Annotated in this window: 12 protein-coding genes (1 of these 12 cut by a window edge); 4 read left to right on the forward strand and 8 right to left on the reverse strand. The window is 70.2% G+C overall.

The genetic code is table 11. The features are described 5' to 3' along the window. The 4 genes from ASG12_RS17790 to ASG12_RS17805 all read right to left on the reverse strand — a co-directional run. Positions 1-12,352, reverse strand: the beginning of a protein-coding gene (locus ASG12_RS17790; protein ID WP_082502131.1) for a non-ribosomal peptide synthetase. The gene continues 21,743 nt to the left of window position 1, outside the view; only the first 12,352 of its 34,095 coding nucleotides appear in the window; its start codon is at positions 12,350-12,352; its stop codon lies off the left edge, out of view. A 314-nt stretch (positions 12,353-12,666) separates the two neighbouring features. Next, positions 12,667-13,071: a hypothetical protein gene (locus ASG12_RS17795; protein WP_055792578.1), complete on the reverse strand. Its 405-nt coding sequence runs from the start codon at positions 13,069-13,071 to the stop codon at positions 12,667-12,669. Positions 13,072-13,369: 298 nt separating this feature from the next. Continuing rightward, positions 13,370-13,591 (reverse strand): MbtH family protein, encoded by a 222-nt coding sequence (locus ASG12_RS17800; protein ID WP_055792581.1) that lies wholly within the window; start codon positions 13,589-13,591, stop codon positions 13,370-13,372. 94 nt (positions 13,592-13,685) lie between these two features. Next, the gene (locus ASG12_RS17805) at positions 13,686-14,078 is read right to left on the reverse strand and encodes a hypothetical protein (protein ID WP_156378168.1); all 393 of its coding nucleotides are present in this window, start codon (positions 14,076-14,078) and stop codon (positions 13,686-13,688) included. A 269-nt stretch (positions 14,079-14,347) separates the two neighbouring features. Here ASG12_RS17805 and ASG12_RS17810 point away from each other — a divergent pair, with 269 nt between their 5' ends. The 4 genes from ASG12_RS17810 to ASG12_RS17825 are packed head-to-tail and all read left to right on the forward strand — an operon-like array spanning position 14,348 to position 18,354. Continuing rightward, complete coding sequence (locus tag ASG12_RS17810) at positions 14,348-15,397, forward strand: ATP-binding cassette domain-containing protein (RefSeq protein ID WP_082502132.1); 1,050 nt, start codon at positions 14,348-14,350, stop codon at positions 15,395-15,397. Next, positions 15,394-16,209 (forward strand): ABC transporter permease, encoded by an 816-nt coding sequence (locus ASG12_RS17815; RefSeq protein WP_235457474.1) that lies wholly within the window; start codon positions 15,394-15,396, stop codon positions 16,207-16,209. Before ASG12_RS17810 ends, ASG12_RS17815 begins: the two co-directional genes overlap by 4 nt. Further along, positions 16,206-17,450, forward strand: coding sequence for an ABC transporter permease (locus ASG12_RS17820; protein ID WP_327197959.1), 1,245 nt, complete (start codon positions 16,206-16,208; stop codon positions 17,448-17,450). Before ASG12_RS17815 ends, ASG12_RS17820 begins: the two co-directional genes overlap by 4 nt. A gap of 40 nt (positions 17,451-17,490) precedes the next feature. Beyond that, positions 17,491-18,354 carry a glycosyltransferase family 2 protein gene (locus ASG12_RS17825; protein ID WP_055792587.1) on the forward strand — a complete coding sequence of 288 codons (864 nt, stop codon included), beginning with the start codon at positions 17,491-17,493 and terminating at the stop codon, positions 18,352-18,354. Between the two features lie 23 nt (positions 18,355-18,377). Here the strand turns inward: ASG12_RS17825 and ASG12_RS17830 are convergent, their stop codons facing one another. Genes ASG12_RS17830 through mftE form a run of 4 tightly spaced genes read right to left on the reverse strand, consistent with a single transcriptional unit; the run spans position 18,378 to position 22,510 of the window. Then, positions 18,378-18,830, reverse strand: a complete 453-nt coding sequence (locus tag ASG12_RS17830; protein WP_055792591.1) for a PPOX class F420-dependent oxidoreductase — start codon at positions 18,828-18,830, stop codon at positions 18,378-18,380. Further along, positions 18,827-20,173: a mycofactocin system GMC family oxidoreductase MftG gene (gene mftG, locus ASG12_RS17835; protein WP_235457477.1), complete on the reverse strand. Its 1,347-nt coding sequence runs from the start codon at positions 20,171-20,173 to the stop codon at positions 18,827-18,829. Before mftG ends, ASG12_RS17830 begins: the two co-directional genes overlap by 4 nt. A gap of 10 nt (positions 20,174-20,183) precedes the next feature. Beyond that, entirely contained in the window at positions 20,184-21,797 is a 1,614-nt protein-coding gene (gene mftF / locus ASG12_RS17840) for a mycofactocin biosynthesis glycosyltransferase MftF (protein WP_156378169.1), read from the reverse strand. Next, the gene (gene mftE / locus ASG12_RS17845) at positions 21,794-22,510 is read right to left on the reverse strand and encodes a mycofactocin biosynthesis peptidyl-dipeptidase MftE (RefSeq protein ID WP_055792596.1); all 717 of its coding nucleotides are present in this window, start codon (positions 22,508-22,510) and stop codon (positions 21,794-21,796) included. The genes mftF and mftE overlap by 4 nt, the downstream gene beginning before the upstream one ends. Positions 22,511-22,584: the final 74 nt, after the last annotated feature.

Raw genomic sequence — 22,584 nt, forward strand, 5'->3', positions numbered from 1 at the left:
CGACCAGTGCGTCGAGTTCCGGGCTGCCACGACCGCCGATCGGTGCGCCGACCACGATGTCGGTGTCGCCGCTGTGGCGCGCGAGCAGCGCGGCGAGGGCGGCGTGGAACACCATGAACCGCGAGACCCCGTGGGAGTTGGCGGTCGCGACGATCGCGCGGTGCAGTTCCGGCGACAGCTCGAACACCTCGGTGGCGCCGATACCGGTGCGGCTCTGGCCTCGTGGGCGGTCGGTGGGGATGCCGGTGATCTCGGGGGCGTCGGCGAGCACGGTGCGCCAGTGCTCGAGTTGCCGCGCGGCGATCGAGTCGGGGTCGGTCTCGTCGCCGAACGTCGCGGACTGCCAGATCGCGAAGTCGGTGTAGTGCGCGGACAGCGGGGCGAGCAAGGGCCGTTCGCCGTGCAGCCGGGCCTCGTAGGAGCCCAGCAGGTCGGCCGCGAGCGGTTGCATCGACAACCCGTCGGCAGCGATGTGGTGGATGACGAACACCAGGATGTGCTCGGGCGCCTCGTCGGGCCGGTCCTCGTTGAGGCGCCACAGCGCGGTCCGCACCGGGACGGTGGTCGTCACGTCGAAACCCGGTCCTGCGAACTCGCGTAGACGAGCCCACAGCTCGTCGCGGCGGATCGAGTCGAGCCGCACCGGCGGCAGGGCGTCGATGGTGGGGACGACGACCTGGTGCGGACCGTCGGCCGTGGAGGGGTAGATCGTGCGCAGCACACGCTGACGGTCGACGAGGTCGACGAGCGCGGCGCTCAGTGCGTCGATGTCGAGGTCACCGGTGAACACGAACGTCAACGGGATGTTGTAGGCGCCCGAGGTCGGGTCGTAGGTGTTGATGAACCACAGTCGCTGCTGCGCCAACGACAGTGGCACGGGCAGGGACTCGTCACGAACGATCGGCCGGAAGCGGGCGACCATCGCCGACCCGGACTCACCCGAGTCGCGTCGCTGCGTGATCAGGCGGGCGAGCTGCGCGACGGTCTGGGCCTCGAACAGGTCGCGGATGCCGATGGCGACACCGAGGGTGTCGTGGACGCGCACCGAGAGCTGCGCGGCCATCAGGGAGTTGCCGCCCAGTTCGAAGAACGAGCGCACGGTGCTGACGCGGTCGACGCCGAGCATGTCGCCGAACAGTCCGGCGACGATCTCCTCGACCGGGTCGGTCGGCGCCACGTACTCGGCGTCGTCAGTGTCGGGGATCTCGATCTGCGCGAGTGCCGTCCGGTCGAGCTTGCCGTTGGCGTTGACCGGCATCTCGGGTACGGACACGAGGACCGCGGGCACCATGTACTCCGGGAGCACGGTCGCCAGCGCGTCGCGGGTCGCCTCGACGTCGACGACCGTGCCCGGGGCGGGGACGACGTATCCGACGAGCCGGGCGCCGACACGGTGTTCGACCACGAGGACCGCGGCGGACGTGACGGAGTCGAGCGCGGTCAACGCCGTCTCGATCTCCCCGAGCTCGATGCGCAGGCCGTGCAGCTTCACCTGGAAATCGGTGCGTCCCAGGTAGTCCAGCTCGCCGTCGGACCGCATCCGCACGAGGTCGCCGGTGCGGTACATGCGTTCGCCGGACGCCGCGGCGATCGCGGCGGGCGCGGCCAGGAACCTGTCTGCGGACAGGTCGGCGCGGCCGAGATACCCACGCGCCAGCTGCGCGCCGAGCAGGTACAGCTCACCGGCCACCCCCGCCGGTACCGGACGCAGACGGCGGTCGAGGACCGCGACGCGGGTGTTGGCGACGGGCACGCCGATCGGGACGGTGACCTCGTCGGCGGGAACCCACTGGTGGTGGGTGACGTCCACGGCGGCCTCGGTGGGGCCATAGAGATTGTGGATCTCGGCCGACGAGGTCTCGCTCATAACGCGCGCGACGTCGGCTCCCAGTGCCTCACCGCTGGTGAAGACCAGCCGCAGCGACCCCAGCGACGCGGGGTCGGTCCCGGCGACGAAGACCCCCAGCATCGAGGGCACGAAGTGGATGGTGGTGATCGACTCGGCGGCGATCAGACCGGTCAGGTAGGCGACGTCGCGGTGGCCGCCGGGTTCGGCGACGACCAGACGCGCACCGATCTGCAACGGCCAGAAGAACTCCCACACCGACACGTCGAAGGTCGCGGGGGTCTTTTGCACGACGACGTCGTCGGTGGTGAGCCGGTAGCGGTCCTGCATCCAGCGCAGGCGGTTGACGATCGCGCGATGGCTGACCGCCACACCCTTGGGCATGCCGGTCGAACCGGAGGTGAAGATGACGTACGCGACGTTGTCGGCGCGCAGCGGCGATGTGCGCTCGGCGTCGGCGATCGGCGTGGCCGGCAGCGACCCCAGATCGATTGTGTCGAGCGTGATCGCGGGGATCTCGAACGCCGGTGCGTCGACGTCGAGAGCGAGCGCCTCGGCGGGCAGCGGCGCGTCGGAGACGGTCAGCACACACGCCGGACGTGCGGTGCGCAGGATGTGCGCGATGCGGGCCGAGGGGTGCTCGAGATCGATGGGCACGTAGGCACCGCCGGCGGCGACCACGGCGTACATGCCCACGAGCAGGTCGACACTGCGGCCGATCGCGAGTCCGACGGTGACGTCGGGGCCCACACCGATCGAGATCAGGTGCCGCGCCAGTTGATTCGACCGGGCCGCGAGGTCGGCGTAGCTGAGCGACTGAGCACCCACGGTCTGGGCACCCACGGTCTGGGCACCCACGGTCTGGGCACCCACGGTCAGGGCGATCGCGTCGGGTGTCTCCCGGACGCGATCGGCGAAGATCGATGCGAGCGTGTCCGCCGAGTCCGGGGACCACGTCGACTCCTGCGTCGCGGGCGCGGTGGCACCTCCTGCGGCCCTGCGTGCGGCGGTGTGCACCTCGTCGATCAGCTCGACGAGGCTGCCGCCCGATCCCGGAGCGGCAGCGGCGGCCGCCGGGATCATCGTCGACAGCGCCACCGACAGCACCGCGTCGGGGCTCAGCCCGCCCGCGGCCATCGGCGCCAGCGGCACGAGGCGCTCGGCGATGTCGGCGAAGGTGTAGCGGCCCGACTCGTGCTCGACGGCGACCGTGGCCGGCTCGGCGCTCGCCGCGCGGCCGATGAGGTCGAGCAGGTCGCCGCGATCGGGCGTGACCGCGACCGGCGGTGCAGGAGTGAAGATCTCGAGGGCGGGTGCCTCGATCGCGGGCGCGCTCACGCCCCAGATGTCGATGTCGGCGACGGTTGCCTCGGTGTCGGCGACCATCGACCGCAGGGTCGAGGTGAACCGGTCGGCGAGGGTCCGGGCGGTCGACGTGTCGAACAGGTCGGTCGCGAAGGTGAGGGATCCGGCCAGGGCGGCCACACCCGACCCGTCGGCGGCCTCCACCTCGGAGAGGTTGACCGCGAGGTCGAACTGCGCTGTGCCGGTGAGGCTGTCGGCGTTGATCTCGGCGTCGAGACCGGCGAGGGAGAACCGCACCGGTTCGGTGTTCTGGAACGACAGCAGCACCTGGAAAACCGGGGAGTACGCGGCGGTCCGAGGACGACCGAGCGCGTCGACGACGGCCTCGAAGGGCAGCTCGGCGTGGTCGAGGGCATCGAGGTCGACGGTGCGGACGCGGGTGAGGAAGTCCCCCACCGTCGCGGCCTCGTCGACGATGACCCGCAGCGGCACGCTGTTGACGAAGACGCCGACGACGTCGGCGATCTCGGGGACACCGCGACCGGCGACGGGGGTGCCGATGACGACGTCGTCGCTGCCGGTGGTGCGCGCCAACATCGCCGTGAGCGCCGCATGGACGACCATGAACACCGATGTGCCGGTGTCGCGGGCGACCGCGGCGACCCGGGTGTACGTCGCCTCGTCGATGTCGAAGTGCACGATGTCGCCGCGCAGGCTCCGCGTCGGCGGCCGCGGGCGGTCGAGCGGGAGGTCGATGATCTCGGGGCTGCCCGCCAAGGTGGTGCGCCAGAACTCGATCGAGCGTGCCGCCGTCGACCCGGGGTCGCCGGTGTCACCGAGTGACGCGCGGAACCACGCCGCGTAATCGACGTACTGCACCGGCAGAGCCGCCCAGGCAGGCTCGTCGCCGTCGGCGCGCGCGGCGTAGGCCGTCATCACGTCGCGTGCGAGCGGTGCCATCGAGGAGCCGTCGGCGCTGATGTGGTGGACGACCACGACCACGTGGACGTCGTCGGGCGCGACCTCGAACAGCGCGAACCGCACCGGGAACTCGCAGGTGAGATCGAATCCGGTTGTCGCGGCACCGGTGACGGCGGCCTCGACCGAGTCGGCGGTGACCGGCTGGGCGGTCAGGTCGATCTCGACCTCGTCGGCGTCGCGCACGTCCTGGTACGGCCCGGTGGCGGTCTCGGGGAAGATGGTGCGCAGCGTGCTGTGCCGTCCGACGACGTCGCGCGCGGCCGCGGTCAACGCCGGTCGGTCCAGGGGTCCACGCAGGTGCACCACCATGGCGATGTTGTAGGCGGCGCTGCGCGGATCGATCCGGTTCAGCAGCCACATCTGTTGCTGGGTCGGCGACAGGACCGGGCGTGCCGACGCGAGACCGGGACGCAGGGCCGGGAGCCCCTCGGATGCCGGGGAACCCGATCCCGGGGTCGCGACGGTCGCACCCTCGTCGCCGAGATGGTCGGCGAGCGCGGCGACGGTCGGGTGGTCGAACAGTTCGCGGACCGCGACCCGACGACCGACCGCCGATCCGATCCGCGCGGCGGCCTTGGTCGCCAGCAGCGAGTTGCCGCCGACGTCGAAGAACGAGTCGGTGACACCGACCGCGGGCAACCCGACGACGTCGGCGACGATCTCGGCCAGCGTCCGCTCGAGATCGGTTCGGGGCTCGACCGATTCGGCGGCCATCTCGGTCAGGTCGGGTGCGGGCAGGGCCGCGCGGTCGAGTTTGCCGGTGCGGGTGAGCGGGATGGTGTCGAGGGTGACGATGATCGACGGGACCATGTGCGGCGCGAGCCGGCCGGCCACGAAGTCCTTCAGCGAGGCGGCGGTGACACCCTCGGCGCCGGCCGCGGGGACGACGTAGGAGACGAGAGCGGTTGCGCCCGAGGGCAGCGCGGTGCCGACGGTGGTGGCGAACGTGATGTCGGGGTGTGCGGCCAGCGCGGCGTCGATCTCGCCCAGCTCGATGCGGAACCCGCGGATCTTGACCTGGAAGTCGCGGCGGCCCACGTAGAACACCTCGAGGCCGGCGTCGGTGCGTACCCACCGCACGACGTCGCCGGTGCGGTACATCCGGTCGCCGGGGCCGCCGTGCGGGTTCGCGACGAACCGGTCGGCGGTCAGTCCCGGGCGCCGATGGTAACCGCGTGCGACGGCGGGACCCGAGAGGTAGAGCTCACCGTCGACCCCTTCGGCGACCGGCTGCAGTCGACGGTCGAGCACGAGCGAGGTGAGGCCGCGGACGGGACGTCCGATGGTGATGTCGCGACCGGGCACCATCGGCCCGGCGATGTCGGCGAAACACGTTGCCTCGGTGGGTCCGTAGCCGTTGAACATGCGTCGACCCGGAGCCCACCGCGCCACGAGCTCGGGCGGGCAGGCCTCGCCGCCGACGACGACGGTCTCGAACTCGTCGAGGCCGCCGGGGTCGACCGACGCCAGGGCGGCCGGGGTGACGAAACCGTGGGTGACGCCGTATTCGGCGAGCAGGTCGTGCAGTTCCTCGCCGCCGTAGATCTCCGACGGCGCGATCACCATGGTCGATCCGTGGGCCAGGGCCAGCAGCATCTCCAGCACCGAGGCGTCGAAGCTCGGTGACGCGAAGTGGAGGGTGCGCGACGACGGTGTGAGGACGAAGCGTTCGGACTGTTCGGCCATCAGCGCGGCCAGTCCACCGTGGGTGACCGCGACGCCCTTCGGCAGTCCGGTGGTGCCCGACGTGTAGATCATGTAGGCGAGGTTGCCGACCGACACCGGACGCAGACGGTCGGCATCGCGCACAGGTGCCGACGCACTCGCGTCCGTGACGCCGGGGACGTCGATGTCGAGCCACTCCACCGTCGTCGGGCGCACGTCGTGCCACGTCGAGGTCGACAGGCCGTACACCGCACCGGAATCGGTGAGCATGTGTTCGATGCGCGCCGTCGGGTAGCGCATGTCGACGGGCAGGTACGCGGCGCCGGTCTTGGCGACCGCCCACAGTCCCAGGACGAACTCGACCGAGCGGTTCATGCCGAGCGCCACGATCTGCTCGGTGCCGATCCCCTGCGAGATCAGGTGACGCGCGAGCGCATCGGAGCGACGGTCCAGCTCGGCGTAGGTGATCGAGCCCGCCGGGGACACGACGGCATCGCGGTCACCACCGGCGGAGGCCGCGGCGGCCAGGAGGTCGGGCAGCGGGGTGGGCGCGGGGAGGCGATCGACGTTGCCGGCCTGCTGCAGGAGTCGGGTACGGGTGTCACCGTCGAGGACGTCGACGTCGACCACCCGCATCTCGCGGTCGTGGGCGATCTGCTCGAGCACCGAGGTGAGCATCGCGAGGATCTCCGACGCGCGCTCGGCGTCGATCATCGACGGCAGGTACTTCACCGACAGCCGTAGATCCGGGTCGGTGATCGCGATGACGGTCAGCGGGTAGTGCGTCGCGTCGACGACGTCGGCGTCGGTGACGGTCATCCCGTCCACCGATGCCGCGGCGGCCAGCGCCTCGCGGTCGAGAGGATACGACTCGTAGACCATCATCGTGTCGAAGAGGACGTCGAGATCGGCGGCGGCGGTGATGTCGGCGAGCCCGGCGGTGTGGTGGTCGAGGAGGTCGGCCTGCTCGTGGGCGACCCGCTTGCACAGGGCGGCGACGTCGTCGGAGTCGTGCATCGTGACGCGCACGGGGACGGTGTTGATGAACAGTCCGAGCATGGTCTCGACGCCGGGCACCTCGGGCGGACGGCCGGAGACCGTGGTGCCGAACACGATGTCGTCGCGTCCCACCAGTCGGGCAAGGACGATCGCCCAGCTCACCTGGAGCATGGTGTTGAAGGTGATGCCGGTCTCGCGGGCGTGTTCGGTGAGGCGATCGGTGACCTCGGCGGCGACGAGAACCTCGACGCGCCCGGGGATCTCGGACACCTCGGTACCGTGCACACCGCGGTCGCCGTCGCCGACGAGCAATGTCGGTTCGTCGAGACCGCCGAGCGCCGTCGACCACGCCGCGATCGACGCCGCGGTGTCCTGCGCCGCCAGCCACGACAGGTAGGTGCGGTAGGCCGGCGGTGCGGGCAGGGTCGTCGCCTCGCCACCCGCGGCGTAGAGGGTGAACAGATCGCTCATGAACACCGGCATCGACCAGCCGTCGAGCAGGATGTGGTGGTTCGTCGCGATCATGCGGAAACGGTTGTCGCCGAAGGCGATCAACGCGAACCGCAGCAGCGGCGGCGCCGACATGTCGAAGGCGGTGACCCGATCGGTGTGCGCGACCTCGGCGGCGCGGGACGGGGCGTCGTCGCCGGCGGCGGAGAGGTCGTGGACGGCGAACGCGACCGGCGCCGAGGCGACGACCACCGAGACCGGGGTCCCGTCGGCGGCGGTGACGAACGCGGTGCGCAGTGTGGGATGACGATCGACGAGTGCCTGTGCGCTGCGGCGCATCCGGTCGACGTCGACGCCGGTGAGCTCGAGAACCATCTGCGCGGTGTAGAGGTCGACCGAACCGACCGACAGCTCCGAGTGGAACAGGAGTCCGGTCTGCAGGGGCGCCAACGGCCACACGTCGACGACGTCGTAGTGCGCCTCGACCGAATCGACGTCGGCCTGGGTGAGCGAGACGAGATCGAGGTCCGACGGTGTGAACCCGCCCGCGTCTGCCGACGCCGCGTGACGTGCGACGGCCTCGAGTGCGCGGTGCCAGAGGTCGGCGAGCTCATCGGCCTCCTCGTCGGTCAGCACACCGTCGGGGTGGTCGAGGGTGGCGCGCAGCTGGGGTCCTGCGGCGGTCTCGACGACCGATGCGTTGATGTCGAGCGCATGGCGCACGGGCACGTTCGCGCCGCGGCATCCGCGCAACGCCTGATCGCCCTCGGGTGTCCATGGGCCCGCCGCGCCTGTCCCGGCGAGGCGGCCGAGGTAGTTGACGCTGATGGAGGGTTCGGGCGCTGCCGCGAGCACCTGCGCACCCTCCGCGTCGAGGTGACGCAGCACGCCGTACCCGACCCCGCGGCGCGGAACGGAGGCGAGCTGTTCCTTGACCGTCTTGACGGCCACCCCGGCGGCCTGGCCACCGGAGAGCGCGGCCGCGACGTCGACCCCGGTGAGGTCCAGCGCGACGGGATAGACGGTGGTGAACCAGCCGACGGTGCGCGACAGGTCCGAGCCGGCCAGCAGCTCCTCCTCGCGGCCGTGCGCCTCCATGCTGACGAGGAATCGTCGCCCGGCGGCGGAATCGGGGTCCCGCCACGCGGAGACCGCCAACGCCAGCGCCGCCAGCAGGCCGTCGTTCACACCGGCATGGAAGGCCTGTGGGACCCGCGTCAGCAGGGTCTCGGTGAGTTCCGGGGTCAGGTGGAGTTCGCGCCGCTGCAGCGTGGCGACGACATGCTGTCGCGGATCCAGCGGCAGCTGTACCGCGTTGGGGCCCGCGGTGACCTCACGCCAGTGCGCGAGCTCGGCCCGGATCGCCGGTGTCGCGGCGAGGTCGGTCATCCCGCGCGCCCACCGTCGCATGGAGGTGCCCACCGGCGCGAGGTCGACGACCGCCCCCGCGCTGTGCTGGGCCCACGCGGTCGCGAGGTCGGGCAGCAGGATGCGCCACGACACGCCGTCGACGACGAGGTGGTGCAGCACGATGACCAGACGCCGTGCGCCCGTGTCGGATCCGGCCGTGTGGGACTGCATCAGGATGAACTGCGCGACCCGCCCGGCCGCCGGGTCGAGGGCCTCGGTCGCCGCACGGACGGCCGCATCGACGCCCGCGGCGAACGCGGCACCACCGGGCTCGGCCATCACGTCGACGGTGGTGATGTCGGGCATCTCGGACCGGTCGGTCGCCTCGTCGACGACGTGGTGCCATCGACCCTCGTCGTCGACCGACAACCGTGACCGCAGGATGTCGTGCCGGTCGATGACCGCGCGCACCGCCACCTGCAGGGTGTCGGGATCGTACGGCTCGGGCAGCGGCACCTCGACCGACTGGGCGAAGGGGCCGACCGATTCCGGGATCTCGATCATCGACCGCACGATCGGTGTCAGGTCGACCTCGCCGACCGCCCCGCCGGGAAGTTCCACGGCCGTGACGGCATCGTCGTCGGTCCGGACGACCGCGGCGAGATCACCGATCGTCTTGTGCTCGAACACCTGTCGGGAGGTGAAGTGCAGTCCGGCGGCACGGGCGCGCGAGACGAGCTGGATCGACATGATGCTGTCGCCGCCGAGCCCGAAGAACGAGTCATCGAGGCCGACCCCGTCACGTCCCAGCAGGTCTTCGACGAGACCCACCACCGCGCGCTCGACGTCGGTGGTCGGCGCCCGGAACGGCGCCGCGTGCGCCGAGAAGTCGGGTTCGGGCAACGCTTTCCGGTCGACCTTGCCACTGGCGCCCAGTGGCATCTCGTCGAGCGTGACGACGGCGTCGGGGACCATGTAGGCGGGCACGCGGGCACGGACGGCCCCGACGACGGTCGCGGTGTCGACGGTCTGTCCCACCGCGGGGACCACGTAGGCGACCAGACGCTGTCCCTGGGCGCTCTGGTGGACCGTCACGACGGTCTCGCGGACCCCGGGGGCGCCGAGCACGGCCGACTCGATCTCGCCCAGTTCGATCCGCAGACCGCGGACCTTCACCTGGAAGTCGCTGCGGCCCACGTAGTCCAGTGAACCGTCGGGTGTCCAGCGGACGAGGTCGCCGGTCCGGTACATCCGCGCGGGACCCGGCTCGAACGGGCACGCCACGAATCGTCCGGAGGTCTGCACCGGGTCACCGACGTATCCCCGGGCCAGTTGCACGCCACCGAGATACAACTCCCCGACCGCACCGACGGGCACCGGACGCAGCGCGCGGTCGAGCACCCACACCCGGGTGTTCCACACGGGTCGGCCGATGGGGACCGAGTCGACGTCGTCGGCGGTGTGTCGGTGGTAGGTGACGTCGACGGCGGCCTCGGTGGGGCCGTAGAGATTGTGCAGCGCGGCATCGGTGATGGCCGCGAGTCGCCCGGCGATCGACGGCGTGAGCGCCTCGCCGCTCGCGAACACCGCGCGCAGACTCCTCAGCGACTGCGCGGGCGCCGACTCGACGAACAACGCCAGCATCGACGGCACGAAGTGCAGCGCGGTGACACCACGGTCGGCGATGAGACCGGCGAGGTACTCGGGGTCGCGGTGCCCGTCGGGCACGGCGATCGCCACCGAGGCACCGACCTGTAGGGCCCACAACAGTTCCCACACCGACACGTCGAAGGTGACCGGCGTCTTGTGCAGGACGACGTCGTCGGCGGTGAGCGGGTACTCCCCCTGCATCCACCGCAGTCGGTTCACGATCGCCCGGTGGCTCACCGCGACACCCTTCGGTGCGCCGGTGGAACCGGAGGTGTAGATGACGTAGGCGGTGTTGTCGGGGTGCAGCACGCCGTTGCGCTCGTCGGGTGACAGCGGCGTGCCGGCGTGATCGTCGAGATCGACCGCGTCGACCTCGACGACGGTCGGGATCTCCGACAGACCGTCAGGGAGGACGAAATCATCTGTGCGCGTGGTGAGCACGACCGATGCCGCGCTCCCGCGCAGGACCGCGGCCTGTCGCCCGCCGGGGCTGTCGAGATCGAGCGGGACGTACGCGCCGCCGGCCTCGAGCACCGCGTGGACCGCGACGAAGAGGTCGAAGGATCGTCGCATGGCGATCGCGACGTGGCGGTCGGGGCCGATTCCCAGCGTGATCAGGTGACGGGCGAGGCGGGCGACGTCGGCGCCGAACTCGGCGTACGACCGTGTCCGCTCACCGAAGTGCAGGGCCGGTGCGTCGGGGGTCGTCTGCGCCTGACGGCGCCAGATGTCGCCGAGCACGTCGGACTCGACCGGATGGTCGGTCGCATTCCACTCGTCGGTGATCATCGCGATCTCGCCCGCCGAGCCGACGGTGATCTCGCCGACCGGCGTCGCGCGGTCGCTGCCGAGCATCCGCTCGACGAGGTCGACGAACCGGTCGAGGTGGCGTCGCAGGTCGTCGTCGGAGTACAGGCGGGGGTTGGCCTCGAGATCGAGGCGCAGGGCGTTGCCGTCGGCACCGGGGTAGATGTTGACCGCGAGGTCCTCGACCGGCCCGGTCGTGAGGACGTGCATCTGTCCGACGGTGTCGCCGAGGGCGACCTCGGACTGGAACATCATGAGGTTGACCGACGGTCCGAAGAGTCCCCGTTCACCGGTGCCCTGACCGATGTCGCGGCGCATGTCCTCATGGCGGTACAGCTGACGGCGCAGTGCGCCGGTCAGCGCGGTCTGGGCGTCGGTGATCAACCGACCGACGGACACCTCGTCGGACACCCCGATGCGCAGCGGCACGACGTTGGAGACCATGCCCGCCGCCAGCCGCAGCTTCGCGGTGTTGCGCGCCGACACCGGCAGGCTCAGCACCACGTCGTCGGTGTCGGTCATCCGCGACAGGTAGGTCGCGAACGCGGCGATGACGGCCGGCGCCGCGCTCCCCGAGGACTCCGCCGCCGCGGCGTCGACGAGCTCACCGACACGGCCCCGGAGCTCGACCGACGCCAGGCGGGAGAAGGCTCCGGGCGGTTCACGACGCGCCGCCAGCGACACCGCGCCCGGGAGTCCCTCGTTGCGTTCGGCCCAGTACGCGCGATCGTTGTCGAAACGTGAGGAGTCGCGATAGGTCCGCTCCCCCTCGACCAGGTCGGTCAACGATGCGCCGCGCCAGGCCGGTGGCTCGCCACCACCGAGCCGCGCGGAGTAGATGGCGGCCACCCTGGAGAGCATCGCGGTGGCGGCGAACCCGTCGGTGGCGATGTGGTGGGCGCGCCAGTACCAGAAGTGACGATCGGGACCGACACGGATGAGGGCGCTGACGGTCAGCCGGTCGGTGAGGACGTCGATCGGGCGGCTGTACTCGGCGCGCATCCACTCCAGCGCACGGTCGACCGCATCGGGATGATCGGAGAAGTCGAGCCAGGATATCGAGTCGTCGTGGTCGGACTCGACGACCTGCATCGGTACGTCGCCGGTGTCGACGAGACGGAGGAACCCGGATCCGGCCTCGCGGCCGGCGACATTGGACGCCGCGGTCAGGGCCTCGGCATCGACCGGACCGAAGAGGTCCACGTATTCGGCGATGTTGATCGGGATGGAGCCGAGTGCCTGCTGGGCGAACCAGATCCCCCGCTGGGCCGCCGAGAGCTCGAACGCGCCTGCCGGCACCTGCGCCCGACCGTCGGAGCCACCCGCAACCAAGATTCTCGTGCTCCGATCCCGTCCGAAGTCCGCCGTGACATCCACCGGCGATGACTGCGGACCTTCATCCGCATCACCTCACGATGGTTTCACCAACGCACCTCGCCGGGCATGGTGACACGCCTGACGCGGACGGGCGATTTCGCCGACTTCTCGACCTCACATCGCGGGTCGTGATGCCAACATTCACGATGACAAAACGACTTCCGATGCTACACGAGCATGAACGGACGATGGAGTACAGGCGACCCCGGAACGGAGCCGCGAAAGGGGCCGGGCGCTCAGGCGCCGGCAAGCCTGCTGGCAATACCCCGCAGGTCGATCTCACTGGTCCGCATGGTGCGGACGGGCGTTGCGGCGGCAGCGATCTCGAGCTCGGCGAGATCCTGCATGATGCGGGCGAAGGTACCGTCGACGACGGAGGCGACGGTGGCGGGATCGCGCTCGGTGGACAGGGCGGGCATACCGGCGAAGACAGCGGCCACGACGGCGGCACGGTCGTCCATCTGCTGGCTGCGCGTGACCGGCACCATCAGTTCGATGGCGGCGTCGAGTTCCCGGTAGTTCAGCGACCGGTAGTTGTAGCGGCACACGACCCGAGTGGGGGCGGACTCCGCGATCCGACGAACCGTGCCGATCAGATCCGAGGCTGCGACGCCGCGCGCCTCGTCGAGATCATGTTCCATGGTCGTTCCCCCCGACCGAACTGCTGCGAATGCCATGCTGAACCCCTGATTCCCGGTCACCGTGCTTGGTGTAGAGACACAGTAACGGGTGGTAGGGGTCGTTTGGGTATCCGTTTCGTTACAGAGTGGAACGGTGAACGCTGGTGGTTCTCCACAAAAGGTGCTCTCAGCAGCGCTTTCGTGTCCGAGATCGATGTCGATCTCGTTACATTGACAGGTGATCCGTGTCACATTCGACGGTGAATCGTGTCCTTGGGCGGGCGTGTCGACCCCCCGCGAGGGGTGCCGGCACCTCAGATCACCGGGCGGAATCGGCCTCCATGGCCTCGATCAGGCTCTTGGGGCGCAGATCGGTCCAGTGTTCGTTGACGTAGTCGAGGCACTCCGCGCGCGAGGCCTCGCCGAACACCTTGTCCCAGCCCGCGGGGATGTCGACGAAGGTGGGCCACAGGGAGTGCTGGTTCTCCGCGTTCACCAGCACGAAGAAGCGGCCGTTCTCGTCGTCGAAGGGATTGCTCATCGGTGCGGTCCCACTCTCTGTCTGGTCTCGACCCGCGCACCGGGCGCGGTGAAAGGTTCGTGGATCGGGCGGTGTCGGGTGACCCCGGTCGGGCTCAGGCGCGCTCGGCACCCGCGAGGGCCACCGACGCCTGCACACGCAACGAGATCAATGTAGCGGCCAGGCCGGTCGGACCCGACAGGGCGAGGCCGGGCACGTTCATCATGAGGGCGACGGTCAGGGCGGAGTCGTCGATGACGTCCCCACCCGACATCGCGCCGACGGCGCCGAACGCCGAGGTGGCCAGCTGACCGAAGGTGATGGTGAGACCGGGCTTGCAGATCGCCGGCTGTCCCGGGGCGATCGCGGCGGCTGCGCCGACGAGCTGGCCCAGGGTGCGCGTGTCGTCGATCTGGCCCACACGGACGCGGCCGCTGGTACTCGTCTTCTGCGAACGAAGCTGCATCGCCACGTTGCTCTCCCATTCCTCCGCCGCGAGTCCGATCACCGGTCGTCGGTGCTCACACATCACGGTCGTCGATCTCCGTGCGCGGGCCGATAAAAGCGTACCGGTAATCCCACGACCCAAAACTAATCGGTCAACACTTTCTTTTTCCGATTTCGATATCGGCGAAATGTCACGGAGCGTTACACACCGCGCCGAACGCACGGACCACGTTCGCCGGACGAATACACTCGCCACCGGGTCGGCGGGTGGCCGGCCCACGGGACGCCGTCGACCCCGCGTTCCCCACTCCCCCGACGACAGGACCACAGATGCAGGGCAGCCAGTCCGGTGGATGGATCGCGGCCGGCGGCACGGATCACTCGGGGACGCGGCCCAGTGTCGTCGCCGACGGTCTCGTGAAGCGGTTCGGCGACTTCACCGCCGTGGACGGCGTGTCGTTCGAGGTCGCCCCGGGGACGGTGCTCGGACTGCTCGGACCCAACGGTGCGGGCAAGACCACGACGGTGAACATGCTGGCCACCCTGCTGATCCCCGACGCCGGGTCGGCGCGCATCGCCGGTCACGACGTGGTGCACGACCGCGCCCAGGTACGTCGATCGATCATGTTGACCGGCCAGTTCGCGGCCCTCGACGAGTCCCTGACCGGCCAGGAGAACCTCGTGCTCTTCGGGAGGCTGATGGGCCTGGACAAGAAGGCGGCACGACTGCGCGCGGCGGAACTGCTCGAGGCGTTCAACCTCACCGAGGCGGCCGGGCGGCGGGTCGGCAAGTTCTCCGGCGGCATGCGCCGACGCATCGACATCGCCTGCGGACTCGTCGTGCGACCCGAGGTGGTGTTCCTCGACGAACCGACCACCGGACTCGACCCGCGCAGCCGTCAGGACGTGTGGAACATCGTCACCAACCTCCGTGACCTGGGCATCACCACGCTGCTGACCACCCAGTACCTCGAGGAGGCCGACCTCCTCAGCGACAACATCGTGGTGATCGACAAAGGACGGGTGATCGCCGAGGGCACCGCCGACGAGCTGAAGGAACGCGTCAGCGGGACCTTCTGCGAGGTCATCCCCAGCTATCCCGACGACATCGAGAAGATCACCGAACTGCTCGCCGATCTCGTCCCCCGCGACCAGATCCGCAGCGCCTCGGGTGGCACCGCGTTGACCGTCCCCGCGGTCCGCGGCACCTCGACGCTCGTCGAGATCGTCCGGCGGCTCGACGACGCCGAGATCGAGTTGTCGGATGTCGGGCTGCGGCGTCCGTCCCTCGACGACGTCTTCCTCAAGCTCACCGCCCCGACCGACACCGACGCCCCGACACCCGCGGGGGTCGCCTCGGAACACGAGGAGGCGCGGTGACGACCACGGCCCCACGGCCGCTGGTGATCGGGGGGCTCGCGGCCGGGACGATCAACCCGGTGGGCCAGACGCTCGCCCTCACCGAACGATCACTGCGCGGGATGCTCCGTCAGGGCGAGTTCGTGCTGGGAATCGTCGCCCCGGTGATGTTGACCATTTGTTTCTACGTGCCGTTGCGCAGCATTTTCGACGCTTTTCCCGGCGTCAACTATGCACAGTTCCTGATGCCGGTCATCCTTTTGCAATCGGTGGGTTTCGTGGCGACGTCGGCGGCGATGCGCGCCGCCACCGACGGCAGCGCCGGCATCACCGACCGACTGCGCAGCATGCCGGTCAACGCGGTGATCCCGATGTTGGCGCGCCTGGTCGCCAACGCGATCCTGTTGGTCATCTCGTTGTTCTGGGCGGTCGTCTCGGGACTCGTCATCGGGTGGCGACCCGAACACGGGCTGATCTACATGGCCGGTTTCCTCGGCGTCGCGTTCGTCGTCGGCCTGTTGCTCGCGCTCGGGGCCGACGCGATCGGCGTCGTCGCCAGCAACCCGGAGGCCACAAGTCAGGCGCTGGCACTCCCCCAGCTCATCCTCGGCATGCTCTCGACCGGATTCGTGCCCGAGGCGTCGTTCCCCGAGTGGATCCGTCCGTTCGCGCGCAACCAGCCGATCTCGCAGTTCACCGAGTTGATGCGGGCATTCGACAACGGCCGCGTCACCTGGGATGTCGCGCAGGCACCGCTCATCTGGGCCGGCAGTGTCGCGGTCCTCGCCGTCGCGGGCGGCGCCTACGTGATCGTGCGGGGTGCGCGCCGATGAACTGGGAGATCACCGGTACGCCGTCGGGCGACGAACCCACCACCCGTCTCCCGCGTCGGCCGCGTCACCGATCGCCGGGACAGACCGACCACGACCACTGGTGGCGGTCGGAGAACCGACCGGTCTCGCGCAGGTCGGTCGACCCCGACGACACCGAGACCCGCCGTACCGACATGACGCCGGGACGGCAGGTGCTCTTCCCGGGCACCGGGTCGATCCGTGCGGTCGTGGGTCCGTGGACCGTTCTCGCACCGGATCACGCCGATCGGCCGACCACCAGGATCCCCGTGCGCGACCGCGGCGCGACCGCCGTCGACGATGCGCCCACGACCCGCCTGCATCCGATGCGTCCCGACGCCGAGCCGGTCGATCGGACCGACGTCGCCGTCGTCAAGCGAACGTCGGGCACGGGCACGGGCGACCTGATGGTCACGCGCTTCCCCGAGGTGGGCCGCCACAGCGAACGCGGGCTGCGCGCGTGGTTCACCCACACCGGCATCCTCACCGGGCGACAGACCCTCGTCGTCCTGCGGGACCGGGTCACCCTCTTGCAGACCCTGCTGTTCCCGGCCCTGAGCATGATCATGTTCAAGGTCGTCCTCGGCGACGCCATCGGTCAGGCGACCGGCCAGAACAGTGCGTTCGGCACCGTGCCTCTGGTGGTGCTCGTCGGAGCGATGTTCGGTTCCATGGCCGGCGGTGTGCGGCTGACGACCGAGCGCAAGTCCGGCCTGCTGACCCGGCTCTATGTCCTGCCCGTCCACCGCGGGGCCGATTTCAGCTCCCGGATCGCGGCCGAGCTCATGCGCATTCTGGTCGGAACGGTGATCCTGACCCTGTTCGGGATGATCATCGGGTGGCGGTTCAACCAGGGCGTCGTGCCCGCGCTGGGCATCTTCGCGGTGGCGCTTCTCTACGGGGCCGCGTTCTTCACGATCGTGCTCGCACTCGCTCTGTCGTCGTCGAACATCCCGCTCGTACCGATCCTCTCGCTGGTCGCGAGCCTGTTCATGTTCTTCAACTCCGGGTTCTCCCCGGTCAGCGCCTACCCCGGGGTCCTGCAGCCGCTCGTCGCGAATCAGCCGATGACGTGCGCGATCGACACCATGCGCGCCCTGGCGATCGGCGGTCCGGTGACCGACAGCCTCGTCAAGACGGTGCTGTGGGCCGTCGGCGGTCTCGTCGTGTTCGGCTATCCGGCGCTCCGCGCCTACCGCCGCGCCGCCGTGTCACGGGACTGATGACATTGACCTATCCGTTCGACTGGGTAAACATGCGTCTGTGCTGACTTCGGCGATCTCGGTGATCATCCCCGCCTACAACGAGGAGTCCGACATCGCGGCCTGCCTCGATGCGCTCCTCGGCCTGGACGAGCCCGTCCACGAGGTGCTCGTCATCGACAACAACTCGACCGACGGCACCGCCGCCATCGCGGAGTCGTATGCGCGGCAGTCGCCGACCGTCCGTCTGATCACCGAGCGACAGCAGGGTGCGCTGCATGCCGCGGCCAGGGGAGTCCGGGAGGCCACCGGGGACCTGATCGCGAAGATCGACGCGGACACCGTCGTCAGCCCGCAGTGGACCGCGGCGATCCGCCGCTTCTTCGACGCGGTGCCGCCCGACGTCGCCGGCGGCAGCGGCCTGTGCTCCATGCACGACATGCCCGCCCAGTGGCTGTTCCGCTCCGCACAGGCCCGGTTCACCGCGAAACTCCAGGCGGGGATGCGGGAGGGGTCGATCACCGAGATGGCCGACACCTTCGGCGCCAACTGTGTGATGCGGGCGTCGGTGTGGGCCGACATCGCGCCGCACACCAGCACCCGCGACGACATCCAGGACGACCTCGACATCGGCATCACCGTGGTGGACCAGGGGTGGAGGCTCGCGTGGGTGCCGGGCATGGACGCCCGCATCTCCGGGCGTCGACTCTGCACGACGCCGGTCAGCTACTGGAAGTACACCGCCCGCACGCCACGCACCTTCCGCATGCACGGCAGGCGCAGGCAGTGGTTCGGGTCGTTGGTCGGCATCCAGTTCGCACGACTCGCGCAGGCCTTGGCGTGGCCCGTGCTGGCGTTCTGGGATCCGCGCGACCGCAGCTTCGCCATCAGTCCGCGTCGCGAGGAGCAGCGCGTCCTCCCCTGACCGCGGGCGGTGCGGCTGCGGCGTCAGGCGCTGACGTCGAGGGAGGCGATCACCTTCGTCGGTTCGATCCACAACACCAGTTCGCCCGGGACCCCGTTGCGCGCACCGAACTCCTCGGCACGGTCGGCACCCATGTAGCGCCCGCCCGCCGCCGTGGCGATGCGTCGCACCTGGTCGAGGTCGTCGCTGATGTGCACACGCCCCTGGACCTGGACGAAGCCGTACGGCGGCTCGGGCAGGTCGACACAGAGCACCACCCGCGGATCGCGCCGCAGCGCGCGCCCTTTCGCGGTGTCGGCACCGGTGTTGAAGGCGATGCGAGGATCGGCCCCACCGCCGCCGGGTGCGTGTTCGTCGAGCACGAACCAGACCGGGGCGATGAGCGGACGCCCGTCGGACGCGGTGAAACCCAGCATGCCCGTGCGGGTTCCGGTGGACAAGAACTCCCGGACCGCCGGGTCGCCGAGTGAGGTCACGATCCGACGATACCGCTGCGCGCCGAGAGCGGTTCGGCAATGGCGTCGGCGATCCGCGCCGCCATCATCATCGTCGTCGCGTGCGGCCCGCTCGACAGCGCGCCCGGGAGGATCGATCCGTCGACGACACGCAGACCCTCGACACCGATCACCCCGCCGAGCGGGTCGGTCGCCGCCCCCATCGGCAGCGTGCCCCAGGCGTGGTGCGACGTCGCGAGCACCGGATCGATCCACACGCTGCCCGGCTCGACGAGATCGGCGTGGTCGGGTCCCTCGAGCATCTCGACCACCCGGTGTGACCACCGATCCATGGTGTCGGTGATCGCCGCGGCATCGCCCACACCGATCGTCACGGCGCCGTCGGTGGCGACGCTCAGATGCCCGGTCGCACCCGGCACCATGCCCGCTATCCCGACAGCCGGGCCCGACGGTGGTACGCCGGCGATGTGGTCGGCGAAATCTGCGTTGTAGCAGCGGATCTCGACACCGTCCTCGGTGTGCAGAACCGTCGGCAACAGCGGGATCCCGCGGCCGGCCCGGGGAGCCCGGTCGGTGGGGCGGTAGCGGACGAGGATCTCGCGGTGTTCGCCCAGCGGGAAGGTCGACGATCCGCCGCCCGCCGACCGCGCGAGGAGCGTCGCGCTCGCCAGGGTGCCCGCGCAGAGGATCACCTCGTCGCCGGGGATCGTCTGTCCGCCTGCGCGCACACCGGTCGCCACACCGTCGGACACGAGCACCTCGTCGACCGTGGTGTCGGCGAGGAGGCGCAACGAGGGGCGGGCGCGGACCGCGTCGGTGAGGAACGCCCGACCGGCGGACACCCGCCGGACACCGTCGGCGTTGACGCGTACGCGGTTGACGCCGACGGCCGGCCACTCGCCGTCCACGTTGTCGCATCCTGCTGCCCTCCAATGGTTCTCGAAGGCCGCTGCACGTGGATGGAGCTCCGTGTCGGCGACGCGACGCACACCCATCATCCCGCCCGACCCTCCACCGTCGAGGGCGCGATGAAACCGCTCGACGGTGTCGGCATCCCACCAGTCCTGATCCCAGCCGTCGAGGTCGGTGCGATGACCGCGCAGGAAATAACCGCCGTTGACCACCGACGACCCGCCCACCCCGGATCCGCGGACGAGGTCGAGGCCGTCGATCGTGCGATGTCGCCGTACCCGCGTCGCGTCGGGGCCGACCGGGAGTCGGGCGAGGAGCAGATCTTCATCGGTCGGCGCGTCCACGCCCGCCTCGACGAGGGTCACGACGACGTCGTCGCCGCGCGAGAGACGTTCGGCCACCACGCAACCGCAACTACCGGCACCGACCACCACGACGCGGCGGGTGTTCACGACCACCCGTTCACGAATGCGACGGGGCGGTCCGCTCGGTGACCGCGCGTCGGTCCACGATTCGTCCCGACACCGCGTGCCGCTCCGCGGCGTGGACCGATCCGATGACCGGACGCAGCGCGCCCCCAGCACGCGCGGCGAGAACGCCCTCCCAGAGACCGGCGCCGTAGGCGAGGTCGTCGAGGCGTTTGAGGACCACGAACCGGGCGACGCCCAGGCGTTGCACCGGGTCGGGGTTGAGCATCTCCGAGCGCACCCATTCGACGAGGCCGTCGGCGAGGGCGACGGCGAGCAGCACCTGCCGGAACCGCGCCGAGAACACCGCGAGCACGACCGACAGCGGCCAGTAGTGCCGACACAGCGCCGAGGCGAACTGCAGGAACCCGAAACCCATCGACTGCGCGGTCAGCTTGGCCGCCACGGAGAACGCGTCGGGGACATGCGAGACCCGGCCGTGCAGACGTCGTCCGATGATCGCGACCATCGCCACCAGCAGGCCCAGCCCCCACCGCGATCGGGTCAGGACGCCGAGTGCCGCCACCGCCATGGGGACCGTCATCACGATCGGGGCCGCGAGGGTGGGATGGCGATCGCTCAACAGTGCCGCGCCGGTCCCGTAGAAACGTCGGCGTCGCAACGCCGGTCCGAGTCGGTCCCGGTGATCGTGTGCGGCGACCGCGATGGGGTCGTACCGGATGACCCAGCCTGCGGACGTGATGCGCCAACACAGGTCGACATCCTCGGCCACGTGCAGCGACTCGTCGAAACCGCCCTCGGTGACCTCGCGGAACACACTGCGGCGCAGGATGATCGCGGCACTGGGGACGTACGGCACCCGTGTGCCCGGCGCCACCGCACTCTCGCGACGGCCCATGTCGAGGGAGGAACACAGCGCCTCGTAGCGGGCCATGGGGCCGCCGTCGGGGGTCATCGCCACGATGCGCGGCGCCACCATCGCGACGCGGTCGTCGGAGAAATGGGCGAGAAGCTTGAACAGCCAACCGGATTCGGGGACGACATCGGAATCGACGAAGGCGATGAGCTCGGTCTCGACGTGGCGGGCCCCGAGGTTGCGCGCCGCCGCCGGTCCGACACTGCGATCGAGGCGGATGAGCTCGACACCCCCCGTACACCCGGCGTCCCCGACGACGACCGGTGTCACCGATCCGTCGTCGACCACGACGACACGGACGCCGATCAATGCCCGCAGCAGACGATCGATCCCGGATTGGTTGTCGCGCACCGGGATCACGACGGTCACGTCGTCGGCGTCGGGTCCGAACATGGGTCGCGGATGGGCCACCCCGGCATCGAGCAACCGCCGACCCAGCGTGGCCGAGGCGGGACCCGAGATCACCAACCGACCGTCGGCGTCGATCATGTCGACCGCCGCGGGCGACAGGGTCAGCAGACGCATCGGGGATCCCCCGAGGAGGTGCCTCCGCGAGGCCGGGTTGACGACGGTGGCCATGTCGAGCTGCACCTGGAACCCGTCGGGCAGCTCCTGCGGCGCCCGCACCGGCGTGTCCTCCGCCGTCTCCTCGGTATCGCCCTCGGTGCCGCCGTCGGTCGCGGTCGCCGCGTCGGTCGGGTCGACGTCGGTGCGATCGGCTCGACGGGTCATCGCAGGACGCCGTGTTCGTCGGGCGACCATCGACGCACCGCGTCGGCCAGTCGCGTCGCCATCGCGTCGAGGTGAGCGCGCCCGTCGTCGAGATGTCCGCTGCGCGGATCCCCGAGGACCCCGTTCGGGCTCACCGCACGCACACCCGAGGAGCGCAGTGCCGGCATGAGGTCGGCGACGGCACCGGTGTTACCGACGGCGACCGCGTCCGGACGGACCGATTCCGGCGAGATGTGCAGCAGCAGTGACGTTTCGGTGGCACCGGCGTGCGCGTCGGCGCCGGCCACCGCGCAGGGGAACCAGGCCGCGTCGCGCCCCTCGACACGGAGCAGGCCGACCGCGTCGATCAGGGTGGCGACGTTGCCGCCGTGGCCGTTGACGAAGACGATGCGCGCGGCCCACCGACAGGCGCTGCGGCCGTACTCGACGAGGACCTGTCGTAACGCCTCGTGTCCGATGGAGATCGTCCCCGGGAAGTCCTCGTGCTCGCCGCTGGCACCGTAGGCGAGCGCCGGGGCGATCAACATCTGCGTGTCGTCGGACCCGAGCGCGGCGCGGGCGCCGTCGGCCACGGCACCGGCGATCCGTGTGTCGGTGTCCAACGGGAGATGGGGGCCGTGCTGCTCGACCGAACCCACGGGGACCACGAGCGTGACCTGTCGGTCGTCGAGTTCGGTCCAGGTCGCCGCGCCGAGCCCACCGGAGCAGATCATTCGGACAATGCTAGCCACCGCAAGCGCTTCTGAACACATGAAGCGGCGAACGCTTTTCACCCTTCTCGGCGTTT

Origin of the sequence: Williamsia sp. Leaf354 (assembly GCF_001424365.1) — a bacterium.
Taxonomy (GTDB): Bacteria; Actinomycetota; Actinomycetes; order Mycobacteriales; family Mycobacteriaceae; genus Williamsia_A.

Coding starts and splice junctions, on each gene's coding strand:
- mftF (WP_156378169.1), bottom strand. CDS start 21,797: ATGACCCGTCGAGCCGATCGCACCGACGTCGACCCGACCGACGCGGCG.
- ASG12_RS17800 (WP_055792581.1), bottom strand. CDS start 13,591: ATGAGCAATCCCTTCGACGACGAGAACGGCCGCTTCTTCGTGCTGGTG.
- mftE (WP_055792596.1), bottom strand. CDS start 22,510: ATGATCTGCTCCGGTGGGCTCGGCGCGGCGACCTGGACCGAACTCGAC.
- ASG12_RS17820 (WP_327197959.1), top strand. CDS start 16,206: ATGAACTGGGAGATCACCGGTACGCCGTCGGGCGACGAACCCACCACC.
- ASG12_RS17810 (WP_082502132.1), top strand. CDS start 14,348: ATGCAGGGCAGCCAGTCCGGTGGATGGATCGCGGCCGGCGGCACGGAT.
- ASG12_RS17795 (WP_055792578.1), bottom strand. CDS start 13,071: ATGGAACATGATCTCGACGAGGCGCGCGGCGTCGCAGCCTCGGATCTG.